The sequence below is a fragment of the Shewanella sp. genome (genome assembly GCF_047975355.1).
GTDB lineage: Bacteria > Pseudomonadota > Gammaproteobacteria > Enterobacterales > Shewanellaceae > Shewanella.
The window spans coordinates 1-23,190 of record NZ_JBKEDJ010000080.1; the positions used below are offsets into that span (position 1 = coordinate 1).

Annotated in this window: 16 protein-coding genes; 9 read left to right on the forward strand and 7 right to left on the reverse strand. The window is 48.3% G+C overall.

Going from position 1 to position 23,190, the window contains the following annotated elements; translation table 11 throughout:
• Window positions 1-153 precede the first annotated feature (153 nt).
• Together cydD and ACK5NH_RS18360 are read right to left on the reverse strand one after the other, a co-directional pair.
• Entirely contained in the window at window positions 154-2,109 is a 1,956-nt protein-coding gene (gene cydD, locus ACK5NH_RS18355; RefSeq protein WP_416922395.1) for a heme ABC transporter permease/ATP-binding protein CydD, read from the reverse strand.
• A 247-nt stretch (window positions 2,110-2,356) separates the two neighbouring features.
• Window positions 2,357-3,403, reverse strand: a complete 1,047-nt coding sequence (locus tag ACK5NH_RS18360; protein ID WP_011625297.1) for a DUF3626 domain-containing protein — start codon at window positions 3,401-3,403, stop codon at window positions 2,357-2,359.
• Between the two features lie 395 nt (window positions 3,404-3,798).
• Here ACK5NH_RS18360 and ACK5NH_RS18365 point away from each other — a divergent pair, with 395 nt between their 5' ends.
• Window positions 3,799-5,469, forward strand: coding sequence for a DEAD/DEAH box helicase (locus ACK5NH_RS18365; RefSeq protein WP_416922397.1), 1,671 nt, complete (start codon window positions 3,799-3,801; stop codon window positions 5,467-5,469).
• Window positions 5,470-5,578: 109 nt separating this feature from the next.
• Here the strand turns inward: ACK5NH_RS18365 and ACK5NH_RS18370 are convergent, their stop codons facing one another.
• Complete coding sequence (locus ACK5NH_RS18370; protein WP_416922399.1) at window positions 5,579-7,279, reverse strand: methyl-accepting chemotaxis protein; 1,701 nt, start codon at window positions 7,277-7,279, stop codon at window positions 5,579-5,581.
• A gap of 247 nt (window positions 7,280-7,526) precedes the next feature.
• Here ACK5NH_RS18370 and ACK5NH_RS18375 point away from each other — a divergent pair, with 247 nt between their 5' ends.
• The 4 genes from ACK5NH_RS18375 to ACK5NH_RS18390 all read left to right on the forward strand — a co-directional run bounded on the left by ACK5NH_RS18375 (window position 7,527) and on the right by ACK5NH_RS18390 (window position 11,791).
• Window positions 7,527-8,774, forward strand: a complete 1,248-nt coding sequence (locus ACK5NH_RS18375) for an aminotransferase class V-fold PLP-dependent enzyme (RefSeq protein WP_416922401.1) — start codon at window positions 7,527-7,529, stop codon at window positions 8,772-8,774.
• A gap of 67 nt (window positions 8,775-8,841) precedes the next feature.
• Window positions 8,842-9,285: a SufE family protein gene (locus ACK5NH_RS18380; protein ID WP_416922403.1), complete on the forward strand. Its 444-nt coding sequence runs from the start codon at window positions 8,842-8,844 to the stop codon at window positions 9,283-9,285.
• 104 nt (window positions 9,286-9,389) lie between these two features.
• Window positions 9,390-10,559 carry a membrane dipeptidase gene (locus ACK5NH_RS18385; RefSeq protein ID WP_416922405.1) on the forward strand — a complete coding sequence of 390 codons (1,170 nt, stop codon included), beginning with the start codon at window positions 9,390-9,392 and terminating at the stop codon, window positions 10,557-10,559.
• Between the two features lie 59 nt (window positions 10,560-10,618).
• Complete coding sequence (locus ACK5NH_RS18390; RefSeq protein ID WP_416922407.1) at window positions 10,619-11,791, forward strand: AAA family ATPase; 1,173 nt, start codon at window positions 10,619-10,621, stop codon at window positions 11,789-11,791.
• Window positions 11,792-11,815: 24 nt separating this feature from the next.
• Here ACK5NH_RS18390 and ACK5NH_RS18395 read toward each other — a convergent pair whose 3' ends face one another.
• Window positions 11,816-12,145, reverse strand: coding sequence for a cupin domain-containing protein (locus ACK5NH_RS18395; protein WP_416922409.1), 330 nt, complete (start codon window positions 12,143-12,145; stop codon window positions 11,816-11,818).
• Between the two features lie 146 nt (window positions 12,146-12,291).
• Between ACK5NH_RS18395 and ACK5NH_RS18400 the strand changes: the two genes are divergently transcribed.
• Window positions 12,292-14,553, forward strand: coding sequence for a toxin-antitoxin system YwqK family antitoxin (locus ACK5NH_RS18400; protein ID WP_416922411.1), 2,262 nt, complete (start codon window positions 12,292-12,294; stop codon window positions 14,551-14,553).
• Window positions 14,554-14,615: 62 nt separating this feature from the next.
• On the opposite strand, the gene ACK5NH_RS18405 is transcribed toward ACK5NH_RS18400, so the two are convergent.
• Both ACK5NH_RS18405 and ACK5NH_RS18410 read right to left on the reverse strand, forming a co-directional pair.
• On the reverse strand, window positions 14,616-14,990 hold the full coding sequence (locus tag ACK5NH_RS18405) for a PH domain-containing protein (protein WP_011623880.1): 375 nt from the start codon (window positions 14,988-14,990) through the stop codon (window positions 14,616-14,618).
• A gap of 152 nt (window positions 14,991-15,142) precedes the next feature.
• Window positions 15,143-17,059, reverse strand: coding sequence for a peptidase U32 family protein (locus ACK5NH_RS18410; RefSeq protein ID WP_416922414.1), 1,917 nt, complete (start codon window positions 17,057-17,059; stop codon window positions 15,143-15,145).
• A gap of 187 nt (window positions 17,060-17,246) precedes the next feature.
• Here ACK5NH_RS18410 and rluA point away from each other — a divergent pair, with 187 nt between their 5' ends.
• The 3 genes from rluA (at window position 17,247) to ACK5NH_RS18425 (ending at window position 22,319) form a co-directional block, all read left to right on the forward strand.
• Window positions 17,247-17,924, forward strand: a complete 678-nt coding sequence (gene rluA, locus ACK5NH_RS18415) for a bifunctional tRNA pseudouridine(32) synthase/23S rRNA pseudouridine(746) synthase RluA (RefSeq protein ID WP_416922416.1) — start codon at window positions 17,247-17,249, stop codon at window positions 17,922-17,924.
• Window positions 17,925-18,019: 95 nt separating this feature from the next.
• Complete coding sequence (gene asnC / locus ACK5NH_RS18420) at window positions 18,020-18,481, forward strand: transcriptional regulator AsnC (protein ID WP_011073571.1); 462 nt, start codon at window positions 18,020-18,022, stop codon at window positions 18,479-18,481.
• A gap of 208 nt (window positions 18,482-18,689) precedes the next feature.
• Window positions 18,690-22,319: a S8 family serine peptidase gene (locus tag ACK5NH_RS18425; protein WP_416922418.1), complete on the forward strand. Its 3,630-nt coding sequence runs from the start codon at window positions 18,690-18,692 to the stop codon at window positions 22,317-22,319.
• A 374-nt stretch (window positions 22,320-22,693) separates the two neighbouring features.
• Here ACK5NH_RS18425 and ACK5NH_RS18430 read toward each other — a convergent pair.
• Window positions 22,694-23,190, reverse strand: a 497-nt coding sequence (locus tag ACK5NH_RS18430) for an ABC transporter permease (protein ID WP_416922420.1), incomplete at its 5' end; no start/stop codon positions are given.

The following is a 23,190-nucleotide window of genomic DNA, read 5'->3' on the forward strand; positions in this document are numbered from 1 at the left end:
CCGTTAATCCCGCCACCGCCGTCGCCGATAAAAACCAGCCCGACAGCGACAATAAACCAATCCCCGCCATAAGTGTGGTTAAGGTGAGCACAAGCCCAACAGCCCTCATTAACCATTGGTGGGAGAACAACCGAATAAAGGGAAGGAGAATTTTCATTGTGCGGCTCCCTCGGTTGTCCCTAACGCGATATCGCTGTGGCTATCGGGCATGGGTGATTCCAGCCCAATATCGGCTACTGATTCAGTATTTTCATGCAACATAGTTTGGAATAACCCCGCCTCAGTAGACTGCGTCGCAAAATCCCCCCGCTGGACAATCTTGCCTTTATCGAGCACCAGGATGGACGACATATGGTCCAGCTGATCGACCCTGTGGGTCACCATAATACCCATCTTACCCGCCATCGCCGCTTTTAAGGTGAGGCTGACGAGTTGCTCGCTGACGCTGTCTAAACTCGCCGTCGGTTCGTCGAGAATAAATACCTGCGACTCCTGCCCTAATGCCCGTGCAAGCGCAATACGCTGCGCCTGCCCGACCGATAAGGTCGATGACTGCTCACCGATAGGCGTGGCTAAACCAAGGGGTTGGCTGCGGACAAACTCATGAATATTGGCCTGCTCCAGCAATTGCCAAACCTGCTCATCCGTCATTTCAGGATTGGCTAAGGCGACGTTTTCCCGCACTGTGCCATGGAATAACTGCGGCTCTTGCCCAAGCCATGCTAACTGTTGTCGCCAATGGGCAAGGTCGAGGCCTGCTAGCTCAACGCCATCGATTAACAGCTTGCCTTTATAGGGCAAAAACCCTAGTAAAGCATTGAGTAAACTGGTTTTACCTGCGCCACTTGGGCCAACCAGAGCCAAGTGTTCGCCCTGCTTCAACTCAAAACTGATGGGGCCGAGCAAACGACTGCCATCGGTACTAAAGACTTCCAGATCTTTAACACTAAGGTGAGTCAGCTTATCGAGTCGCGTTTGCTGCCCTAGCTTGTCCTGCGCAGAACTCGGTTCAGAACCCGACTCTGGCTCAGGATGCTCCAGCAGTGTCATCAATGCTTGGGCAGCGCCAATCGCCTGCGCTTTAGCGTGATAGTGAGTGCCCATATCCCTAAGAGGCTGATAAAACTCAGGCGCCAAAATTAAGATAAATAAGCCGACAAACAGGCTAAAAGGTAAGCCTTCATTCGCATTAGGCCCAAGTTGAGCGTGCGCGCCATAGTAACCAAAATCGAGGTGACCTAAATAACTGAAACCAAAGTAAACCGCTAATACGGCAATCGATACCGCGGCAAAAAACTCCAGTACCGCCGAACTTAAAAAGGCCATGCGCAGCACTGACATAGTACGGCTACGGAACTCCTCCGAGGCTTTTTCGATAACCTTAAGTTCAGCATCCCCCCTATGGAACAGTTTTAAGGTCGCAAGCCCTTTTAATCTATCCATAAAATGGCCGCTTAATCTGGCTAAGGCATTGAAGTTTTTACGGTTGGCATCGGCCGCGCCCATACCGACGAGGATCATAAACAGCGGGATAAGTGGCGCGGTTAACAGCAAAATCAGCCCCGCCGCCCAGTTGATAGGAAACACGGCGATGAGGATCAATAAGGGGATCACGCCAGCAAGGGTCATTTGCGGTAAATAACGGGCATAAAAATCTTGTAAATCTTCCACTTGCTCTAAAACTATGCTCGCCCAACTGCCTGCGGGTTTACCTTTAATAAACGCAGGCCCTAGCCGAGTTAACTTATCCATTACCGCACCGCGGATCTGTTGGCGTAAGCGCTTACCCGCTTCAAAACTGGCGCGCTCGCGGCCATAGGCGAGTAAGGCTCGCAGCAACATTAAGCCAATCAAGGCCATAAAATGTGGCAGATAATCGCTCGCACCTACAGCAGGCTGGATTGGCGTGCTATTCGCTCCCTCAGTCAAAGCCTGCAAGGCATTGCCAACGATGACGCCATCGAGGAGTGTGGCTATCAGATAAGCCTGTGCTATCAATGCAATAGCACTTAACATTCCACACCATACGGAGAGCTTAACAAACCAGCCACAGGCTTTTTTTTGCGACTTGAGCCAAACGAGAAGGGACTTTTCTAACGACTTATCCATGGTGCTCCAACAGAAACTAGCAAAGCAGTAGGTTGTAGAAATAGGCTAAACACTGAATCCCCCCGAGGGGCTTGCAAGTGTTGAAAAGGTTCGATAGGGACGCAGTATCGCAGGCATCCAAGGCAGATGAAACCTTAGCGGAAGCTTTTGTTAGCCTATTCACAAAAATGAGATAAAGATCAATAAATTCCCAAAGTACGGGAACCCAGAGCTGATTCTCGTCGCCAGCTTAATCAATCGGCCTTAATTATTGCTGAGCGCCGTATTTGACTAACACATGCCAGAGCAGCTTGAGCTCGTGTGCCACCTGAGCGCGGTTCCCCCGGTCGCGCCAATGTTGGGGCGAATGGTATAAATCCCGCGCCGCCACGCCAATGGCATAGGCATCGACACGCTCGTCGATAGCAATGCGACTCGCCAAAGATGGCATAGTCGGTCCACGGAAATCACTGGGGATCTGCGCCGTGTGCAGGCTAAAACCATTATGATATTGCAGCTCGATATCATAGCGATCACAGAGCTTGCTCAAGGTAGCACCGATTTCAGTCCCTTTAAAACTAGGATCTGCCACCAGCATGGCAATGTCTTCATCGAGGGACACATCACCGTGGATCTGCGCCTCAATATAATGGTCGAGATTGTTCGACATCGGCCGTTCAAAGCGCGATAGCAAGGAGGAGTTCAGTTGATGCGCCAAATATTGGATCACGTTGAGCGGTTTAAAATCCACTTTACCCAAGGCATAGTGGCGCTCAAAACTCTCGGTGAGCAGCGCCGCTAATACATCATCAAAGCAGGATAAAGTGCCCTTTTCCTTCGGGTTACGGTAGGAATCTAAATAAGTGAACGTCGAGCGCGTGAGCAACTGCGAATGGGTCAGCAAATAACAGCTGCCAAAACGCGGGGCAGGACCATCCTGCCACATGCCTAAATCCAAGGCGCCATACTTAGGCCGAGACTTAGTCCCCTTGTAAGCATCGCCAAAGAGTTGATTTTCCCAATGATCCCTTGGCCCACCTAACTCGGGGGATAACTGTCCGTTGGAGATATGGGTTTCAAATTGGCTACGGTATTGACCATCACGCAATAATCCTTCGGCCACAGTGATACCGCGGCTATCGATTCTATCGGGATGAAAATGCAGTGCGACTCGGCCACAGTGTAACAATTGCTTCAGCGCCGCTTGCATCTCCTGCATGGGAATGTTGGACATCTGCTGCACGTTTCGAATAACCGCCACGGCCTGTTCACTTCGACCACGTGCGAGGCGTTCAATATGCTGTATTGCTGTCATAATCCACCTGCCATGGAGCGTCAATATGCCTAAGAGGACTCATCCTAAGAATTCAATGCTGCTGAATTCAAGCTACAAAGGGAAAATTTCCCAGTTATCTTTACTAATCCGATTGATGACTAACGTCTTTGCAACCTATTGAGGATGTTTGTTAATTTTACCCCAAGTTAGATTACTTAGAAGCAATGAAATTAACACAAGCGTGATCTTTCCCTAAATACTGAACAAGATACTGATAGGTCGATAAATTAGCCACTCCTGAATCGGCTTTTGCGCCAGATAGACAACAAACCACTTTCAAACATGGCGATCTAGCGCCTCTTCATGTAAGCTGCACGCCCGCCAATTCGGCCATACTACTGCTGCGACACTTTGCTGCCACAAGAGACCCATTAATGAGTTTTTCCTCCCTAGGTTTATCTTTACCCATCCAAAAAGCTGTTACTGAACAAGGTTATGACACACCATCCCCCATTCAAGCACAGGCCATTCCGGCCGTTCTGACGGGTAAAGACGTAATGGCTGCGGCCCAAACAGGAACAGGAAAAACCGCAGGTTTTACCCTGCCGTTGCTCGAATTACTCTCTAAAGGCAATAAAGCTAAATCCGGACAAATTCGAGCCTTAGTCTTAACGCCAACGCGTGAGCTGGCAGCACAAGTCAGTGAAAGTGTTGAAACCTATGGTAAATATCTGCCATTGCGTTCGACGGTCGTCTTTGGTGGCGTACCTATTAATCCCCAAATCCAAAAGCTGCGCCATGGGGTCGATGTACTGGTTGCCACACCAGGGCGGCTCTTAGATCTGGTACAGCAAAATGTAGTGAAATTTAACCAACTGGAAATACTCGTGTTGGATGAAGCAGATCGCATGCTCGACATGGGATTTATTCGCGATATCAAAAAGATCCTCGCGCTCTTACCCTCTAAGCGACAAAACCTGATGTTCTCGGCGACCTTCTCCGATGAAATTCGCGAGCTCGCCAAGGGTTTAGTGAATCAGCCAGTAGAAATTTCAGTCACGCCACGCAACGCCGCAGCGAACACAGTTAAACAATGGATTTGCCCCGTCGATAAAAATCAAAAATCGGCACTGCTAATCCAACTCATTAAGCAGGAAGACTGGCAGCAAGTATTAGTGTTTTCACGCACTAAACACGGAGCAAACAGACTCGCGAAGAGCCTTATCCAAGCCGAGATCAGCGCCGCTGCTATCCATGGCAACAAGAGCCAAGGCGCCCGAACTAAGGCATTAGCCGACTTTAAAAGCGGTGAAGTACGAGTGCTTGTGGCCACAGATATTGCGGCGCGTGGACTCGATATCGACCAATTGCCACAAGTGGTGAACTTTGATCTGCCCAATGTGCCAGAAGATTACGTGCACCGTATTGGCCGTACAGGGCGAGCGGGGGCTTCGGGCCAAGCCGTGTCTTTGGTCAGCAGTGAAGAATTTAAGCTGCTTCGGGACATTGAACGTTTAATCAACCGCGTACTTGAAAGGCAAGAAATTGAGGGTTTCGGCCCCGCCCATGCACTACCGGAATCAACCTTAAGCGCTCATGGCAAAGATAACAAAGTCAAAGCGGTGGCGAGCCAACGTAAGCACCGCAGTGCGGGCAAACCTACGCCAAGAACCGGTACGGGTCGCGATGGTCGTAAAACGCCAGACAGCATCGACGGCTCTGCGCAGCAAAAAAGCTCAAATCCAAACCAAGGCCAGCGCAATAATCAAGGTCAGCATAAGCGTCCTCAATCCTCAAAAAACGCTGAGCACAAAAATACGCACTCAAGTACCGAAGCTGGCCGCACGCCAAAACCACAGGATAAACGTCCTCAGCACGGCAAAGGCCCGGCGAATGCCGCCAATAGTGAACATAAAGCCAAAGGCCAGCCACATTCAGCGGCGCAGCAACGCGGCCAGCAGGCTCGCAGCGAGAAACAAAACTCAGACTCACGCCGCCAAGATCAACCCCAAGGCCGCACTCAGCCGAGTGCTAATCACGCAGGTGGTGAGCACAAAAAGCCCTCGCATCGGTCTGATAACCGCCCTAATCGCGTAAAATCGTAAATCGATTTCAAGCCCAAAAGCCCCGTTACAATATGCGTAAAAAAGATGCCCAACACTCAGTGCTGGGCATCTTTTTTTGAGTGCTAACTCAACCACAATCTCAGAGAAGTTAGGTTTCGCGTACCTTAAATTGCTGCATGGCTTCGCGTAAGGTATTGGCCTGTTGTGATAGGGACTCGCTGGCCTTGGCGGTTTCAAATGCACTATTGAGAACGGACTCTCCCGAGTCACGGATGCAATTTAAACGCTCGCTGATATCTTCGGCGGTCACAGCTTGCTCCTCACTGGCAGTGGCCACTTGGGAATTAGCCTGTGAGAGCTGAGTTAAGGCATCGAAGATCTCAAACAAGTTTTGTTTGATTTGCTTAACGAGGAGCGATGACTCATTGATTTGTTGCTCATTTTTGGCAAACGAGTCGACGGCCGACTGGGCATCCATCACTAAGGTTTGAATAAGTTGGCTAATTTCCTGGGTGGCGGTTTGGCTTCGCGTCGCGAGGGCGCGAACTTCATCGGCGACCACGGCAAAACCACGTCCCTGCTCACCCGCACGCGCCGCCTCAATGGAGGCATTTAACGCCAGCAGGTTGGTTTGCCCAGCTATCGCATCGACTACGGAAACAAAGTTTAAGATTTTACCTGTGCTGGCTTGGAGTTGCTGAATGAGCTTACTCGATTGCTGAGCACTCTCCACCAGTTGCTGCGTTATCCGCTCACTGGTCTCAACAACGGCGCTGCTATCTTTGGCTCTGCCTTCCGCCTGTCCTGCCGAAAAGGATGCCGTTTCGGCGCTGCTGGCAACCTCAGTAATAGTCGCGGCCATTTGCGTCATAGAGGCGGCAACTTGGTCTGTGTTCTCCTGCTGACTGAGTATCGCCCTGCGGTTATTTTCAGCCACTGCATTGAGTTTTGTGACCATAGAGGCAATTTCTTCACTGCGGCCAATCACATGCCCCACGGTTTGACTCAAGGTCAATGCCATTTGATTCATGCTCAGAGTTAACTCGCCGAATTCATCCTTAGATTCGGCCTGCAGGACTCGGCTAAAGTTGCCCGACTCCATCATGGCGGCGGCATTACGTAAGCGAGTAATAGAACGCACTATATACTGACTAAACAGCATGCCGATACCCAATCCTAAGATGAGTGCGATTGACGAAATCACCATCAGGCCGTAAATCGCGCTTTTCTCCTCATCCTCGGTGATGGATACCGCGGTTTGGGTCATTTGCTCTAAACGCTGCGCAAAATGGCTGAGCTGGGTATTAAATTGAGTTTGTACACTCTCAAGCTCACTCACTTGCTGCACCAACGCCGTGGCCTGAGTATGGTGCTGTATTGCATTTATCACAGTCGCCAACTTTGCATCATAGTCGCGATAAACTCGAATAATGTCGGTGACTTCTTGAACCATTTGTTGGGTTTTATCACGTAGCTCAGGAGGTTGAGAGAGGGTTAGCGCTTCATTAAGCATGGTCTGAGTTGAGAGTAACTCGCTGTTAATCCGCTCTTTATGCTGAATGACTTCACCGATAAAACCTTCAATTAATCGCTCCTGTGCCGACACTGGGATTTGCGAAGCCCTAAAAGCCTTTTCAAGGCTTATCGAACTCTCGAGTTGCAATATAGTGACATCACTCGATAACTTTACTAAGGGGAGGTTCTCGGCGGAAATAGTGTGGATCTCATCCGCCACGCGCTTCATCTTTAGCAAGCTAAAGGCCGCTAATAACAATATGAGCAGCATCATGATGCCGATAAGGCCACCCATTTTATATTTGATCCGTAAATCTTTAAAAAAACCAAGCATAAGCTCTGAACTCCACTCACCAAGGCTCCCTTTGCCTGTATTTAGCATAGTTGGAGTTTTACGCTTTGCCGTACAGCCTAAGCGCTTAATAAACGAAACATAAAACTTAACGCCCCCATTTTTAGCCACACCTAGATAGATTTCTAAGCACCTATGCCAGACAAGGCCCACCAATCCGATGAAAACTTGCATTCAGGAGAGAGATAACAGAAGATCCAAAAGCCTTTTTATTGCGTTAAGCCCTTTGATGACACACTCAGCCTCAACCAACACAGTATTGCCCGATAGCCATAGCCAAATCCGCTCGCAATTCCCAACCCTAACGCAAATGTTGGGCGACTATCCCCTGTGTTATCTCGATACCGCGGCCACCAGCCAAAAGCCGCAATCCGTGTTAGATGCCATGGCGCAATATTACCTGAACGACAATGCCAATGTGCACCGCGCGGCGCACCAGTTGTCGGCGCGCGCGACTTCTTACTACGAGAAGGTCCGCGATGAGTTACAAGGATTTATTAATGCTAAGCGCCGCGAAGAAATCATCTTCACCCATGGCACCACTGAGTCGATCAATCTAGTTGCCTATGGCTTAACGCCAAAGATAGCAGCGGGCGATCTGATTTTGATCGATACCGCCGCCCACCACGCCAACATAGTGCCGTGGCAAGAATTGGCAAAACGCACGGGCGCCATCATTAAACCTATTCCTCTCGATCGGGATGGCAGGCTCGATCTTCATGCCTATCAAGCGCTGCTCGCCCTCAAACCCAAGGTAGTCGCCCTTTGCCATGTATCTAACGCCTTAGGCACAGTGAATCCAGTTGTCGAGTTAGTGCAGCAAGCCAAGGCGCAGGGGGCGATCACCTTAGTCGATGGAGCACAGGCGGTTGCACACTTAAACTTAGATATGGCCGCCATCGATTGTGATTTTTATGTGTTTTCAGGCCATAAGATGTATGGTCCAACCGGTATTGGTGTGCTTTATGGCCGCTTCGATAAGTTAGATACGCTCACGCCACTGTTAACGGGCGGTGAGATGATTAAACGAGTGAGTTTCGATGGCACCGAATTTGGCAGTTTGCCTAATCGCTTAGAGGCAGGCACACCACCCATCAGTGAAGTCATCGGCCTAGGCGCCGCCATCCGCTTTTTGCAACAACACTTAACGCCAGCGGTTCAGGCCCATGAGGCAGAACTACTGCAGTATTTACAGCAGCAGCTACGCGCCCTCGGAGATGTGCATCTCTATGCTGCCCATAGTGATAATCTCGGTGCGGTTGCCTTTAATCTGGGTGATGAACATCATCAAGATGTCGGGATTTTATTAGACCAACAAGGCGTTGCCGTGCGCTGCGGCCATCACTGCGCCATGCCCTTGATGCAAAGCCTTAACCTGAAGGGCTGCTGCCGAGCATCGATTGGGATCTACACCAATAAAGCCGATATCGACCGCTTTATTGCCGCCTTAGCCTCAGTCAAAGAGTTGCTGCTCTAATCCGCTCACTAAGGGCTTACATCAATGCGCCATCAGGCAACACGCTTAGGAAGAGGACATTTTCGCCATGACATTGCCAATCATGCCCGCTGCAGCCGAATTTGATTACTCCGTTGAGGAGGCATCAAACCTGTTAGCACGTTTTGAGCAAGAGCCAAACTGGCAAGAAAGATATCGCCAAATCATGTTATTAGGTAAAACCTTGCCGAGTTTAGCGAATGAATTTCGCCTTGAGGCCGCCCAAGTCAAAGGCTGCGAGAGTGATGCTTGGCTTTATCATATGGAGCAAGACGCTAAGCATTATTTTCTAGCGGATAGCGATGCGCGCATCGTCAAGGGGTTAATCGGTTTACTGCTGAGTGCCTGTCACGGCAAACAGAGCGACGAGATACTCGCCTTCGACCCTTCCACCTATTTCAAACAATTAGGGCTTGAGGGCCAATTAAGTCCCTCGCGCACCAATGGCTTACATGCCTTAGCCAAGGCGATGATTGATGCGGCAAAACCCTAAATCAATCTGCGGGTTAAATCGGTAAAAGAGGGATTTAATCAAAGACTTCTACGCCTTAACAGGGTATAAAGAAGTAAAAATTAGCTTCATCTGAAGGAGAGCGCATGCCCATGAAGGCTGTTAATCAAGATCGCCGAACGCTGTTAAAAGGGATTGGCGCCGCCACGCTACTTTGCCCCTTTGCCAGTTTCTCCAGCCTTGCTGCGCCGCGCTCTCGGCGCTTATATATCGATGGTTTATCCTTTCTGCCAGATGACTTAGCCGATGTTCCCGCATCGGGGCTCGATGCCTTTTTATGTGATATCTCCGCCATCGAAACCATTGAACAATCCGACGGCACCTTAAACTACAAACGCACTTACAAAGCCTGCATGGAAAGCATCCAGCAAGCCGCGAAACGTGTCAGCGAACATCCTGACATTCTCCTGCAAGGCTTAACTGGACGCGATATCCAATTGGCGAGGGAGAGCAATCGCACTGCGGTTTTCTTCCAAATCCAAGGCGCGGATTGCGTTGAAGAAGACAGCGAGGCCAATCAATGGGCCCGCGTCGATGAGTTTCATCGCCAAGGTCTGCGAGCACTGCAGCTCACCCACCATTACGGCAATACCTTTGCGGGCGGCGCCCTCGATAACGATGCCGATGGCGGGCTCAATAAACCTCTTACCGCCCATGGCCGTGCACTGATTGAAAAACTCAATCATGCCAATATCTTAGTCGATGTCAGCCACTCAAGTGCCCAAACCGCGTTAGATGTTGCCAAACTCAGCCGCGCGCCCATAGTCCAAAGCCATGGCGCGGCGCGTGGTATTGTCAAACATGCTCGTTGTAGTCCCGATGAAGTGATCCGCGCCATTGCCGATTCAGGCGGCGTGTTCGGGGTCTTTATGATGAGCTTTTGGCTCACTAATAACGCCGTCCCAACCGTTGATGACTATATCCGCCAGTTAGAATATGTGGCCCGTATCGGCGGGGTCGATTGTGTCGCCATCGCCAATGATTATCCGCTCAGAGGCCAAGAAAATCTGTTAACCCTGAATAACGACAATGCCCAGGGCGTGAAGGAATATCAGGAATGGTGGTACAGCCTAAGGGCTAAAAAGGTGTTAGGTTTTGATGCTGAGCCAAGGCATGTGGTCATTCCCGAGCTAAACCATATCGAGCGTATGAGCCGTATCGACGATGCGTTAGCTAAGGCCCGCTTTAAGTCGACCGATCGCGACCGCTTTATGGGCGGAAACTGGCAAAGAGTGCTCAATCAAGTACTCATCTAAGCCCGCGCTAACAAAGTCATGGTTGAATTGCACACTATCACTCGAGTAAATGGACCGTCATGCTGACCACCCTAGCCATCTCTAACTATCGTACCTTGAGGGAGATAGTCTTACCCCTTGGGCGTCTGAACCTAGTGACCGGCGCTAACGGGAGTGGCAAATCCAATTTATACAAAGCATTACGACTATTAGCTCAAACGGCCCAAGGTGGCGTTGTTAATGCGTTAGCGCAAGAAGGCGGCTTAGACTCCTGTTTTTGGGCAGGACCAGAAAATCTCACCAAGGGCATGTTAGCGGGCGACACGCCAATTGAAGCGACGGTCAGGCAAGCGCCCAAACGCCTAAAACTGGGATTTGCGGGCGAAGATTTTAGTTATCTGATTGAACTTGGCCTCCCCAAACCCGACTCCACCACCCTATTTGGCTTAGATCCGCAAATTAAACGCGAGGCGATTTGGAATGGCCCCAAATATCGCCCCGCCAGCGTGTTGGTGGAGCGCCGCGGTCCTATGGTGAAGAGTCGCAGCCCTGAGGGACAAGGTTGGCTCACCTTGAGCGCCCATCTGCAAAGTGGTGACAGTATTTTTACCGAACTTGCCGATCCTGAACGCAGCCCTGAAGTGTTAACGCTAAGGGATAGCATTCGCGCTTGGCGTTTTTACGATCATTTTCGAACCGATCCCGAAGCCGCGGCGCGTCGTCCACAGCTCGGGACAGCCACGCCCGTATTGCACCATGACGGTCGAGATCTCCCCTCTGCCATACAAACCATTTTCGAGATTGGCGATAAAGCGGCATTTGATCACGCTGTGACCGATGCTTTTCCGGGAGCCAAAGTGCATATCACACCCCAAGCTGGCGGAATACTCCAACTCGAATTCCACCAGCAGGGCTTGTTAAGGCCGCTACATGCCAGTGAACTCTCCGATGGTACCCTGAGGTATTTACTGCTTATCGCTGCATTGCTCACCCCAAGACCACCCGAGCTAATGGTGTTAAACGAGCCAGAAACCAGCCTGCACCCCGATCTATTGCCCGCTTTGGCTCGGCTTATCGCGAAAGCTTCCGAAGTATGCCAGCTTTGGGTCGTATCCCACGCTAACCGTTTGATCAATGCCTTAAGTCAGTTTGAGCATTGCAATACTTTGACGCTCGATAAAAACCTAGGGCAAACCCAAATTGTAGGGCAGGATTTACTCAATACGCCGAGCTGGCAATGGCAACTCAAATAGTCACTAAGATATAGCGTCTTTGCATCATACAGTTTCAGCATCGTAAAATACTGCCAGCCATAGGGTTTCGCCCTCTGAACTGGTCGACGCGACTCTGTGCTTTTGATGCGGCGCGAGGGTGAGATAATCCCCAGGTTTTAGGGTAACTAACTGAGCATCTTCGAATTCGAGCTGCGCTTCCCCTTTGAGCAACATCACCCACTCATATTGAGATTGATCGTACCACTCCCCTACTGGCGTCGAATGACCTTGCGAGATAATGCGCTCTATCTTCACCTTGCCATTGCCAGCAAGGGTTTCGAACACTTCTTGTGATAAATCAGCGGGGAGTGACTGATAAAAATTTTGTAGCATCTTGAATCCTTATCATGGCTCGAGAGCAAGATAATCTATTGAGAAACCAAAGTATAAACCGTTATCATAGGCGCTCTTAGGGCTAAGAGCCTTATGAGATGACAAGATAAGACAGTTGTATCATATGGATATGGAGAAGTTGACCTATGTCGTTGTTTCGCGCGTTTAAAGCTAAATTATTTAATGCCAAAAAAAATAGCTGCGCCCATCAAGACATACCTCTTCAAACTTCTCCCAATCTCGCTCCACTCCCATCCAATACGTTCAAACCCTATTTTAGTCTTGCCATTCAAGCGACTCCGGCGCAAGCCACTCATTCAGACACCAATGACAAATTCACTCGCCACTACTTCGATAGCCCGCAAACAATCGAGCTGCTCGGTTGGGAGCGAGAGCATGAATCCTGCACCTTTCATGAGACACAATTTGATCGCATCGAGATAAACGGCTCAGAGCAAGATTTTTACCTCGCCCAAGATAAAACCTGTAGCCTAAAACTCGACTCTGATACCACTCAAGCCCACTGGCAAGTTGCTCTGACTAACCACCAAGAATTGGTTATATGTCGCTTTTATGTCGACGCAGAGTACAGAGTACAAGGCGATATGCAGGACTTCGGCAGTCTCACGGGCAAACTGCAACGGACATTCCATCAGATTGAGACAGAGCAAGGTCAGAATCTACTGCGAATTGTCACCCAATCCCCCAATCTCACTCAGGCAGTCGATTGCAATTACTTTGGTGAGCGCAACGGCATCACTCGCCAATTCAATGCCTTAGGTGTATTGCAGTTCGAAGGACATTTTATTGAGGAGCAACAGATCGGGCGCCAGACTTGGTATGACAATGAAGGCAAAATCAATCAAGTCGAGGAGCGCCACTCCGAAGGAATGCTACTAACCCGCTACTATAGCAATGGTCAGATAAAAGAAACCGCTGGGAAGGATAGCGAAGATAATTATATCAATCAGTTAACTCGCTATTATGAATCAGGAGCCCTGTGGCTGACCCGCCCCATGCAGGCGGGAAAAATCCATGGAACCGAGCATATCTACTATGAAGATGGCACGCTGCAGGCCGAATTAAGCTATGATATGGGGGAATTGGTTAAAGAGCTTTGGTACCATACCAACGGCAATCTTAAGCAAGAAGTCCATCTCAATGCGGCGGGCAAAAGCCTCGAAACCTATTACGAAGATGGCCAACTCGCCTGGCGGGAACAGCTCAATCCACAGGGGTTAAATTGCGGTCTACGTCAGGAATGGCACCCCAATGGCGTGCTGGCAAATCAACTCAATTTTGTTGATGGCGTTGCCCATGGCAACAGCGAGAAATGGTATCCGAACGGACAGCTTGAACAATGCATCCCCTTTGAAAATGGCCATGAGCAGGGTCTTGCCACTTGGTACCATGAAAATGGTCAACTCTCCCTTGAGATCTACCTTGAAAAGGGCTTAAGAGAAGGCCTTTTCCGCAGCTATTATGAAAGCGGCGTATTGTCAGCCGAGGGCCAATATCAGCGTAACCTCTCCATCGCGCCCTTTATCGAATATTATGAAAACCAGCAAATTCAAATGTATTTGCCCCACACTCAAGGCAATCGCGATGGCACGGCCCGCTGGTTTTATGAAGACGGTACCATCAAGACGATTGCTGAATATGTTGTCCACGATGGCCAAGGTTACCTTAAGGAAAGATCCTCCTATAACAAGCAAGGTGTTCTCGAATCCTTTGAGAGCCACTCCAACACTCGTTGTGGCTATCATCTTGAGGATAATCAACGGGAATATTATCAAACGGGTCACCCAGATACTCGCATCGAATACTATGAAGATGGGGCTATCCGTTGGCTGCTCACTCGCCTAGACGAGAACCTATTTAGCTCAAAAGCCTTTTCAAAACAAGGCGAATTGCTCGAATCTGGCTTTGTGAAAGTGATAGATAACGATTATCGGGATGTCGGCCACTGGCAACGTTTTACACCGCAAGGCCAACTGCAGCGAGAAGCCTGGCTCAGTGACGATGGCAAACTCAATGAAACCCGACACTATTTTGATGCCGCCGAGCAGCAACAGACTATGGCAGCGGAAAGCAAGGTCGATGACAGCAACATTGTCGAAGCAACGGCTAAGTCTAATGATACTAAGGAGCCTCAAACGTCGGCGCCTATTCTTAGTTACCATTTGAAATTTGACCCAGATAGCCAACTCTATGCCATGAAACGCTATCATCCGAATCGTCAAATCGCCGAAGAAGGCAACTTACTTTTTCAGGGGCAAGAACACTTTTGGGTGGGGATCCACAATCAGTACGATAAACAAGGCCGACTCGAATTATCAGAAACCTATACTATGAATGGTGAACCGATAGAACAGTCCAGCGGTTCAAACCATAGAGTCTTGAATTGATTGAATATCAGCAAGTCAATTCGGCGATGACCTGCTGACAACTCAATCGCTAAAGCAAGGGATTAGAGCGCGAACGTCGCTATGGTTTTTTGGATCCCAACGACATCGGTACCACGTTTAAGTTCTTTAACCAGAGGATCACTTTGGCCAGAGATCCAGATCCTAAGCTCGGCATCCATATCGAAATGGCCAGTGGTTTCCACTTCAAAATGGGTAATGGATTTATAGGGCACTGAGTGATAGCTGGTTTTCTTGCCCGTCAGTCCTTGCTTATCAATTAAGATCAAACGTTTGTTGGTAAATACAAACAGATCGCGGATCACTTTATAGGCCAGTTTTAATTCTTCCTGAATCCCCATAATTGGGCGCAGCTCTTCGGCCAGTTCCTGTAAATCGACCTCTGACGCATTCCCTAGTAACCCATCTAACAATCCCATGCTGACATCCTTTATTATTGAAATTTTTCAATAAAATATCCTGTAGTTAACCAAGTGGCAACAAAGAGAGCGGCAACGGCCCTAAAAACAAAAAGGGAGCATTGAATACTCAACGCTCCTTTGATAACCATTCAAGCCTAGTCAAACCTAGATTAAACAGCTTTTTGACCGCGAACCTGGCGGTTTTCACCAACGACCATCATCTCGCATTTTGGACAGTCGAACACCAACTTCAACACATCGTTACCAATCTCAAGCACCATAGGGTCGGCCTTAATGCCCGGTACTTCCTTAGGACAAAGATTGAAGTTAAATCGCAGGCAATGCTTAGTGATCATTAACGGCACATCTTCGGTCACGCCGTTTTTCTCGTAGGTGTCCTGAATTTCAATCACGCCATGGCGCTGATAAAAATCCTTCGCCTTTTCGTTTGCCACGTTACCTAAATAACTTAAGTGTTTGAAGGGATAAACGGCATCTTGGTTATATTTCCAAGGTTTTGGACGCTGGTAGCCTTCCACTCGGGCAAGTTCTAATGCTGCTACCGCATCACGGCGCAGACCGTTGAGCACAGATGCAGGCAGGAACCAAGGCTGAGCGGTTTCGATACTGATCTGGCGCGCCGTAAAATCGGTACTACCCAGTTTCGACAATTGAGTACGGATAGTCTGCAAGGTTTTTTCAGCGTCGGTGGCGGGCGTCTTTTCGACTGCAAGCTCAACCGTTGCACTGAGACCATAGATATCCGTTAAGGTCAACGCCACGCCCTTAGCGGTATCGGTTAAACGCATGTCGACGCCGATAATACGCTTGGCAGACTCCTTGGAAAGTAAAGTTTCGAAGGCTTGGTTATGGTTACGATACAGCGTCATACCGACACGCAGATCGCGCGGCACCTGCAATACATGCAGCTTATGGCCTTCGGCACGGTTAACACGCAGTCCCTGCAATTTGTCATCGGACTGTTTGGCCATCGCATAGTTTGGTGGGAAATACGCTAAACCATCACCGTTATTAAACTCATGGGTTGAACTGACTTGAATAAAGTCTTTGCCGATGGCGACCACTTTACCCACATCTTGACCGATATATTTTGGCGAGCGGAAGTCTTTAATCCCTTGGCTACGCTCATTCACAAAGTAATCTGTGCTGCCACGGTTAAAGGTTTTTTCAGGATCCGGAGTAAAGGTATGCTCAGTACGGCCATGGGATGACGCCACAAACTCAGGGCGACGCGCCATAATGGCATCGAGCTTTTGACGATAATGGGCGGTCACGTTTTTAACGTAACTTAAGTCCTTTAAACGCCCCTCAATTTTGAAAGAGCGAACACCGGCATCAATCAAGGCTTCGAGGTTATCGGTTTGGTTATTGTCTTTTAATGAGAGTAAGTGCTCGTTTTGTGCCAACACATCCCCTTGGCGGGTCTTAAGATTGCCCGGTAGGCGACACATTTGCGAACATTCGCCGCGGTTTGCACTGCGGTTACTGAAAGCATGACTTAAATTACATAAGCCGCTGTAGGCCACACACAGGGCGCCGTGAATAAAGAACTCAATCTGCATATTGGTGTGAGCGGCAACCTCACGGATTTGGCTTAAGCCTAACTCACGCGCCAATACCACTTGTGAGAAACCTACTTGCTCTAAGAAGGCGACTTTCTCGGGATTACGGTTATCCATTTGCGTACTGGCGTGCAGCGCAATCGGCGGCAGGTTAAGTTGCAATATGCCCATGTCCTGCACAATCAGTGCATCGGCGCCCGCGTTATACACATCCCAAATCAGCTTTTCAGCGGTTTCGAGTTCATCGTCCATCAGAATTGTGTTAATGGCCACAAACACTTGCGCATGATACTTATGAGCAAAAGTACACAGACGGGCGATATCTTCCACACTATTACCCGCGGTCGCACGCGCTCCGAATGCGGGACCACCGATATAAACCGCGTCGGCACCATGGCGAATGGCTTCAATGCCATAATCAGCATTTTTTGCAGGCGCCAATAACTCTAAGCGGTTATTAACGTGAGAAAGTGTCTCAGGTGTGTAAATCTCTGGCTGGCTCATACTTCACTGGCTCAAAATGAACAATCACGAAAAAGGTGACGAGTATAACAAAAACTCAAATCCAGCTCTATCTGCAAATCATTTTTCGCTGGATTAAAGCGAGGCGAGATAAGGAGGAGAGACAACAAACTTGCGCCCTAGAGCCGAGCAGAGTATCTTTGCCGCGCATTGTTTAATAGGCGCGATTATGACTGATTTTATTTACCAACCACCGACAACTCCCTGGCTCGATGTGCTTTACCAAGATAAAGATATTATCGTGGTCAATAAGCCTTCGGGATTATTGTCCGTGCCCGGTCGCGATCCCGCCCATTACGACAGTGTGTATGCCCGAGTAAAAGCCGAGCATCCCCATTGCCAAATCGTCCATCGCCTCGACATGGCGACCTCGGGTGTCATAGTGGTTGCGCTCATTCGTAGCGCCGAGCGCGAACTAAAACGCCAATTTCACGATAGAGAAACCAGCAAAACTTATCTCGCCAGAGTCGCGGGACATGTTAAAAATACAACGGGTAGCGTGGATTATCCGCTGATCTGCGACTGGCCCAATCGCCCAAAACAGAAGGTTGACCACGAAATAGGTAAACCCTCTTTAACCCACTTTGAAGTGTTAAGCCGCGCCAAACGCTCGACTCTGGTAAAGCTTAAGCCGATTACTGGACGCTCACACCAACTCAGGGTGCATATGATGGCACTGGGGCATCCGATCCTCGGCGACGGCTTTTATGCCGATCCGCTGGCAAAATCCTTAGCACCGCGATTATTACTGCACGCCGCAAAACTCACCATCAAGCACCCATACACGGGTGAGAGCATGACATTCAGTGCCGACGCGCCCTTTTGCGAGCCAGAAGGTGAGCAATGATCACTAAAAATAATTAAAAAACGCAAAAGCAGTAGCCATTCCCTATAAAAAAACGTAACTTTATGACAATTCATTATGTTATAGAGAGTTTATTTATGGAAACCGCATTTCAGCGTGATCAGCTTGATAACCATATCCTCGAAGCCTTAATGCAAGACGCTCGTACCCCGTTTGCCGAGCTTGCCAAACGTTTCGGTGTGAGTGCGGGGACTATCCATGTGCGCGTCGAGAAAATGAAGCAGGCTGGGATTATCACCGGTGCCCAGATCACCATCAATCCCAAAGCACTCGGGTACGATGTCTGCTGCTTTATCGGGATCAATCTCAAAAGTGCTGGCGACTACCCCGCCGCCATCGCTAAGCTAAACGCTCTAGAGGAAGTGGTAGAAGCCTACTACACCACAGGCAACTACAGCATTTTTGTCAAAGTCATGTGCCAATCCATCGATGGCCTGCAACACGTGCTGATTAACCGCATCCAATCAATTGACGAAATTCAATCGACTGAAACCCTTATCAGCCTGCAAAACCCTATCACAAGAGCGGTAAAGCCTTAGTTACTACTCTCACAAAAAAGCCTTCAAACAGAATGCTATATCGCAAAAAGATGACTTAAGTCTTTTTTCTGACAAAAGTGTTAACCGAACGATATTTTTGTGTTACAACCTCATTGCTAGCCATCAAAATGCGCAGCATAACAATAACAATTTAGCTACATGGTGCAATCGCAAGTACCAAAAGCATTAATTGACAAGGAATGAAGTTGTGAAGACAAAATTATCTATCGCTATCTCGGCAGCACTATTATCAGGGGCAGCCGTTGCAGGTACACCAGCTCAGTACAATACAACCAATCAAACAACGGACAAATATGCAGGCTTAAGCGTAACTAAAAATAATAGTAACGAGCAAAAACAAGCTGTAGCTTGGATGGTAAAACTAAAGGCACCTTCTCTGTCGCAACAAAGCCAGTTAAAGGGATTCAACAGTCAATCAGCCATGAGCCAAATTGAGAGCTCACAAACAAAAGTTAAAAATGCAATTAGCAGCATGGATGCTGATTTAAAAATCGTTGCAACAACCTCAAAGCTAGTCAACTCAATCATTGTTGAAGGCAATCATAAACAACTCGCATCGCTACTTAACAATTCTGAAGTAGCAGCTATTCTGCCAATCTATGATTACAAACTTGATGTTGCAGCAAGTGCTGAATATATCAAGGCAAAAGCAGTCATTGATGCTGGTATCGCCTCAGGTAAAGGCCAACGTGTTGCCGTACTCGACACTGGTGTCGACTATACCCATAAGGCTTTAGGTGGCTCGGGGTTAGTTGCTGACTACCAAGCGGCCGTTGCCGCAAAAAGCGAGATGCCAAACTGGCCACAAGGTAAAGTCATCGGTGGTTGGGACTTTGTTAACAATGACCCGAACCCAATTGATGTATCAACCAACCATGGTACCCATGTAAGCCATTCCGTTGTTGGAACAGCGCCAGATGTTGAGCTACTCGTATATTCCGTCTGTAACTCAGGCTGTTCTGGTATAGCTCAATTAAATGCTCTAGAAGCTTCGATGGATCCAAATGGTGACGGTAATATCAGCGATCGCGTCGATACAGTGAACATGTCATTAGGTGGTGATTTTGGTGATGTCGAGGACGGTGCCGTTCAAGTCATGATCAATGAGATGGTAAAACTAGGTGTAAACCTTGTGATCTCAGCGGGCAACGATGGTCCAACACCTTTCGTTGTTGGTGGTCCAAGTACAACGAACAGTGCACTTTCTGTTGGTGCTATGACTCACCCAACCACTAAAGTTGGCAAAGTTGAAGCACAGATTGCAGGCAATACAGTCACAGCTGTTGGCGCAGGCTTTAATAAATCCAATGCCTATAGCTTCACAAATGCCGTAGCACCTATTGTTTATCCAGCGGCAAATAAAAATGGTTGCGCAGCCTACACCGAAGACTTAACGGGAAAAACAGTATTAATTGATCGTGGAACCTGCGGTTTCGTGGTTAAGGTATTGAATGCTCAGCTCAAAGGTGCTTCGTTTGTTATCGTTGCCAACAACGCTGCTAACGCTGGAACTATTTTAATGGGTGGTACTGATGACAATATAACCATTCCATCAGTAATGGTTTCTAAAGAAGATGGTGACGCCATTAAAGCGGCATTAGCAGCAGGCGATGTTCCATTTAGCATTTCATCAACAGAAGTAACTACTGCAGGTGCGATTGCCACCTTTACCTCAAGGGGTCCGTCTATTGGCGGAACCCTGAAGCCTGAAATTACCGCTCCGGGAACAGATATTCTTACAGCACATCCTGGCTTAGGAGACGGATTAACACCAATCAGCGGTACATCATTCTCTAGCCCAATTACTGCAGGTGCCGTGAGTATTATTCGTGAAGCATTACCGCATCGTAATGCGTTCGAGGTTAAAGCCACGATCATGAACGCTGCAAACCTTGATGTAACGATAGAGCCAAAAGAAATCAATCCTGAAACTGAACTTGCACCTATCAGCTATATCGGTTCTGGTTTAGTTGATGTAGAAAAAGCCATAAATCTCCCGGTTGCAGCTTGGAATAAAGATACCAAGCAAGCGGCATTGGCATTTGGTTTATTAGCACTCAATAAAACTACCTCAATCACAAAAACCGTCACAGTTAAAAACTTCTCAACTGCTGAAAAAACCTATACGTTAAAAGTCGATCAACGTTTCCAAAATGATATTGACTCTGGCGCATTAAGCTTTGCATTACCAGCTAGCATCACAATCCCAGCAGGACAAACTGTTGATTTTGATATTACAGCAACAATTGATCCTACCAAGTTACCAGAATGGACCCTGACATCCTCCTATGAGCTGGACGGTACAGCTGCAGATGCATCAGCCGCACTGACACTATCCGAATACGATGGTGCAATCCAGTTTATGGATGGCGAAGAAAAAGCGCTGCACTTGGTATACCACGTGTTACCTAAAGCTGCTGCCGCAATTTCGGTCGCCACAGAAGCAACTGAAGATGGTTTAGTCCGAACACTGACAAACGTTGGTGCGACTTCAATCACCGATCCATTCACAGCCCCTTTAATTGCCACAAGTCCAGTGGATGAATCCAGACGTCACGACTTGTTAAATGCCTCGAGTGAACTTTTACTCAGCAGCTCATGTGATGCGGGCATCGCAATTTACAACACTTTCCAAATGCGCGATCCAATCGTCCATGCCTTAGTAGCAAGTTATGACGTCGATTATGATCTCAATAATGACGGTGTTTGGGACTACACAGCTGCAACAGCAAACCTTAACTGGTTTAATGAAAACTACCCAAGATCTATCTACGGTTTAGTCTCTAAATACGGAACTTCATCAGGCACCTTAGAACCTGTTTTCCATGTAACGGGTAATGACTTCCTGACCAGCAAAGTGTGTCTAGAAGATATTGGTTTGGCTGAAGCTGACTTAGGTAAAACCATTAAAGTTCGCTACCGTGTCGAAGATAGTGATTGGGCACCAACACCTTCTGGTGATGAAGACAGTGTCGTCGCATCACTCGTACTCGATGGTTCGGGTACATCGGCCATGTTAGTGGATGCGGATGGTAAAGAAGTCACCGAACTTAAACCAGGTGAAAGTGCGATTTTAGAAGCGCAAGTTGGTGATAACGCTAAAGGCTTTATGTTCCTATCTGACTCAGGCTCTATGTCTGTTGTGGCTAATACCACAGATGAAGGAAACTCAGCTCCAACCGTAGCAAACGTAACCCTATCCGTGAATAAAGGCACTGCCGGCGGCACTGTACTCGGACAGATTGAAGCCACAGATCCAGATATGTTGACTAGTCCATTCTCTGAGTTTGTAACAACTAACTCTAACAGCAGTATGGTACTCGTTGAGAAAGATGGAACAGTTCGTCTAAGTGACGATGCTATGATTAATCAACAAAGTGAAACAATGGAAGTTGAAGTGGTAGCCCTAGATACTATGGGTAACGCTTCAGCGCCAGCCAAAGTCACTGTTTTGATTAACAACACTAAGCCAACTGTTGCACCTACTGGCATGACAAGCACTGAAGGTTTTGTTGTCACAGCAAAAGCTAACGCTAAAGATGCAGATAAAGACACCTTAACTTATAACTGGGTACAAACTGGTGGCACCAAGGTCTCATTTGTAAATGGTGGTGATAAGATTAGTTTTTCTGCTCCGAGTGGCGATAACGTTTTAACCTTCTCTGTCACAGCATCTGACGGTAAGTTGGAAAGTGATCCAGGAGTAGCAACTATTACTGTTAACGCTAAAGCTGAAGAATCTTCAGGTGGCGGTGCGCTGGGGTGGTTAACCGCATTGTTATTACCTCTGGCGGCAATGCGTCGTCGTATGAAGTAATTAGTTCATAAGTAAACAAAAGGGAGTCTAAATGACTCCCTTTTTTATTGTCATCCCAAAACCACCGCCTCTGGCGGTGGTGATTGTCTCTTAAGGCTATAGCCTGAATAACACCCATGCTAAAAAAGACCTTCTTATACACCACAAGTAAGAGGAAACGAGAAATATGGGTGATTCCAGAAGTTCATCGCATTTTTACTGATATTGTAGTCGTAGATAAACAAGAGCTAGAGCATAAGGCTCAATAGAAGTTACAGAAGAGGTAGATGTAAGGAAATATCCCCTTCCAGGGGCAATTCAAAGCCGCCTTCTAAGAAGGCGGATTCTTTACTATGTAGATGCGTGAGATCTCGACGGTATCAATAAGAGTCAGATTACGAGCGCAGCCCTATGCCTCTGGAGATAAGGTAATACGCCACCCCCCAAAGTACGGCACAAAAGCCAACCATAATACCGATTGAAAGTGGGACGCTAATATCGGCAAATCCTAAGAATCCATAACGGAAGACGTTGATCATATAAACAACAGGGTTCAGTGCCGAAACGCCTTGCCAGAATGATGGCAACAACGACAGTGAATAGAATACCCCGCCAAGGTAGGTTAAGGGCGTGAGCACAAACGTCGGGATGATGCTGATATCATCGAAACTCTTGGCAAATACCGCATTAATTAATCCCCCTAAGGAGAACAGCACTGAGGTTAAAAATACCGTCATGACCACAAGGCCTGCATGGTGCAAACTAATGTCGACAAAGAACATGGCGACTAGCGTCACGATTAAACCAACGCATAACCCGCGAGCGACACCGCCACCCACGTAGCCTGCGATCATCACATAGTGAGGTACGGGCGCGACCATTAACTCCTCGA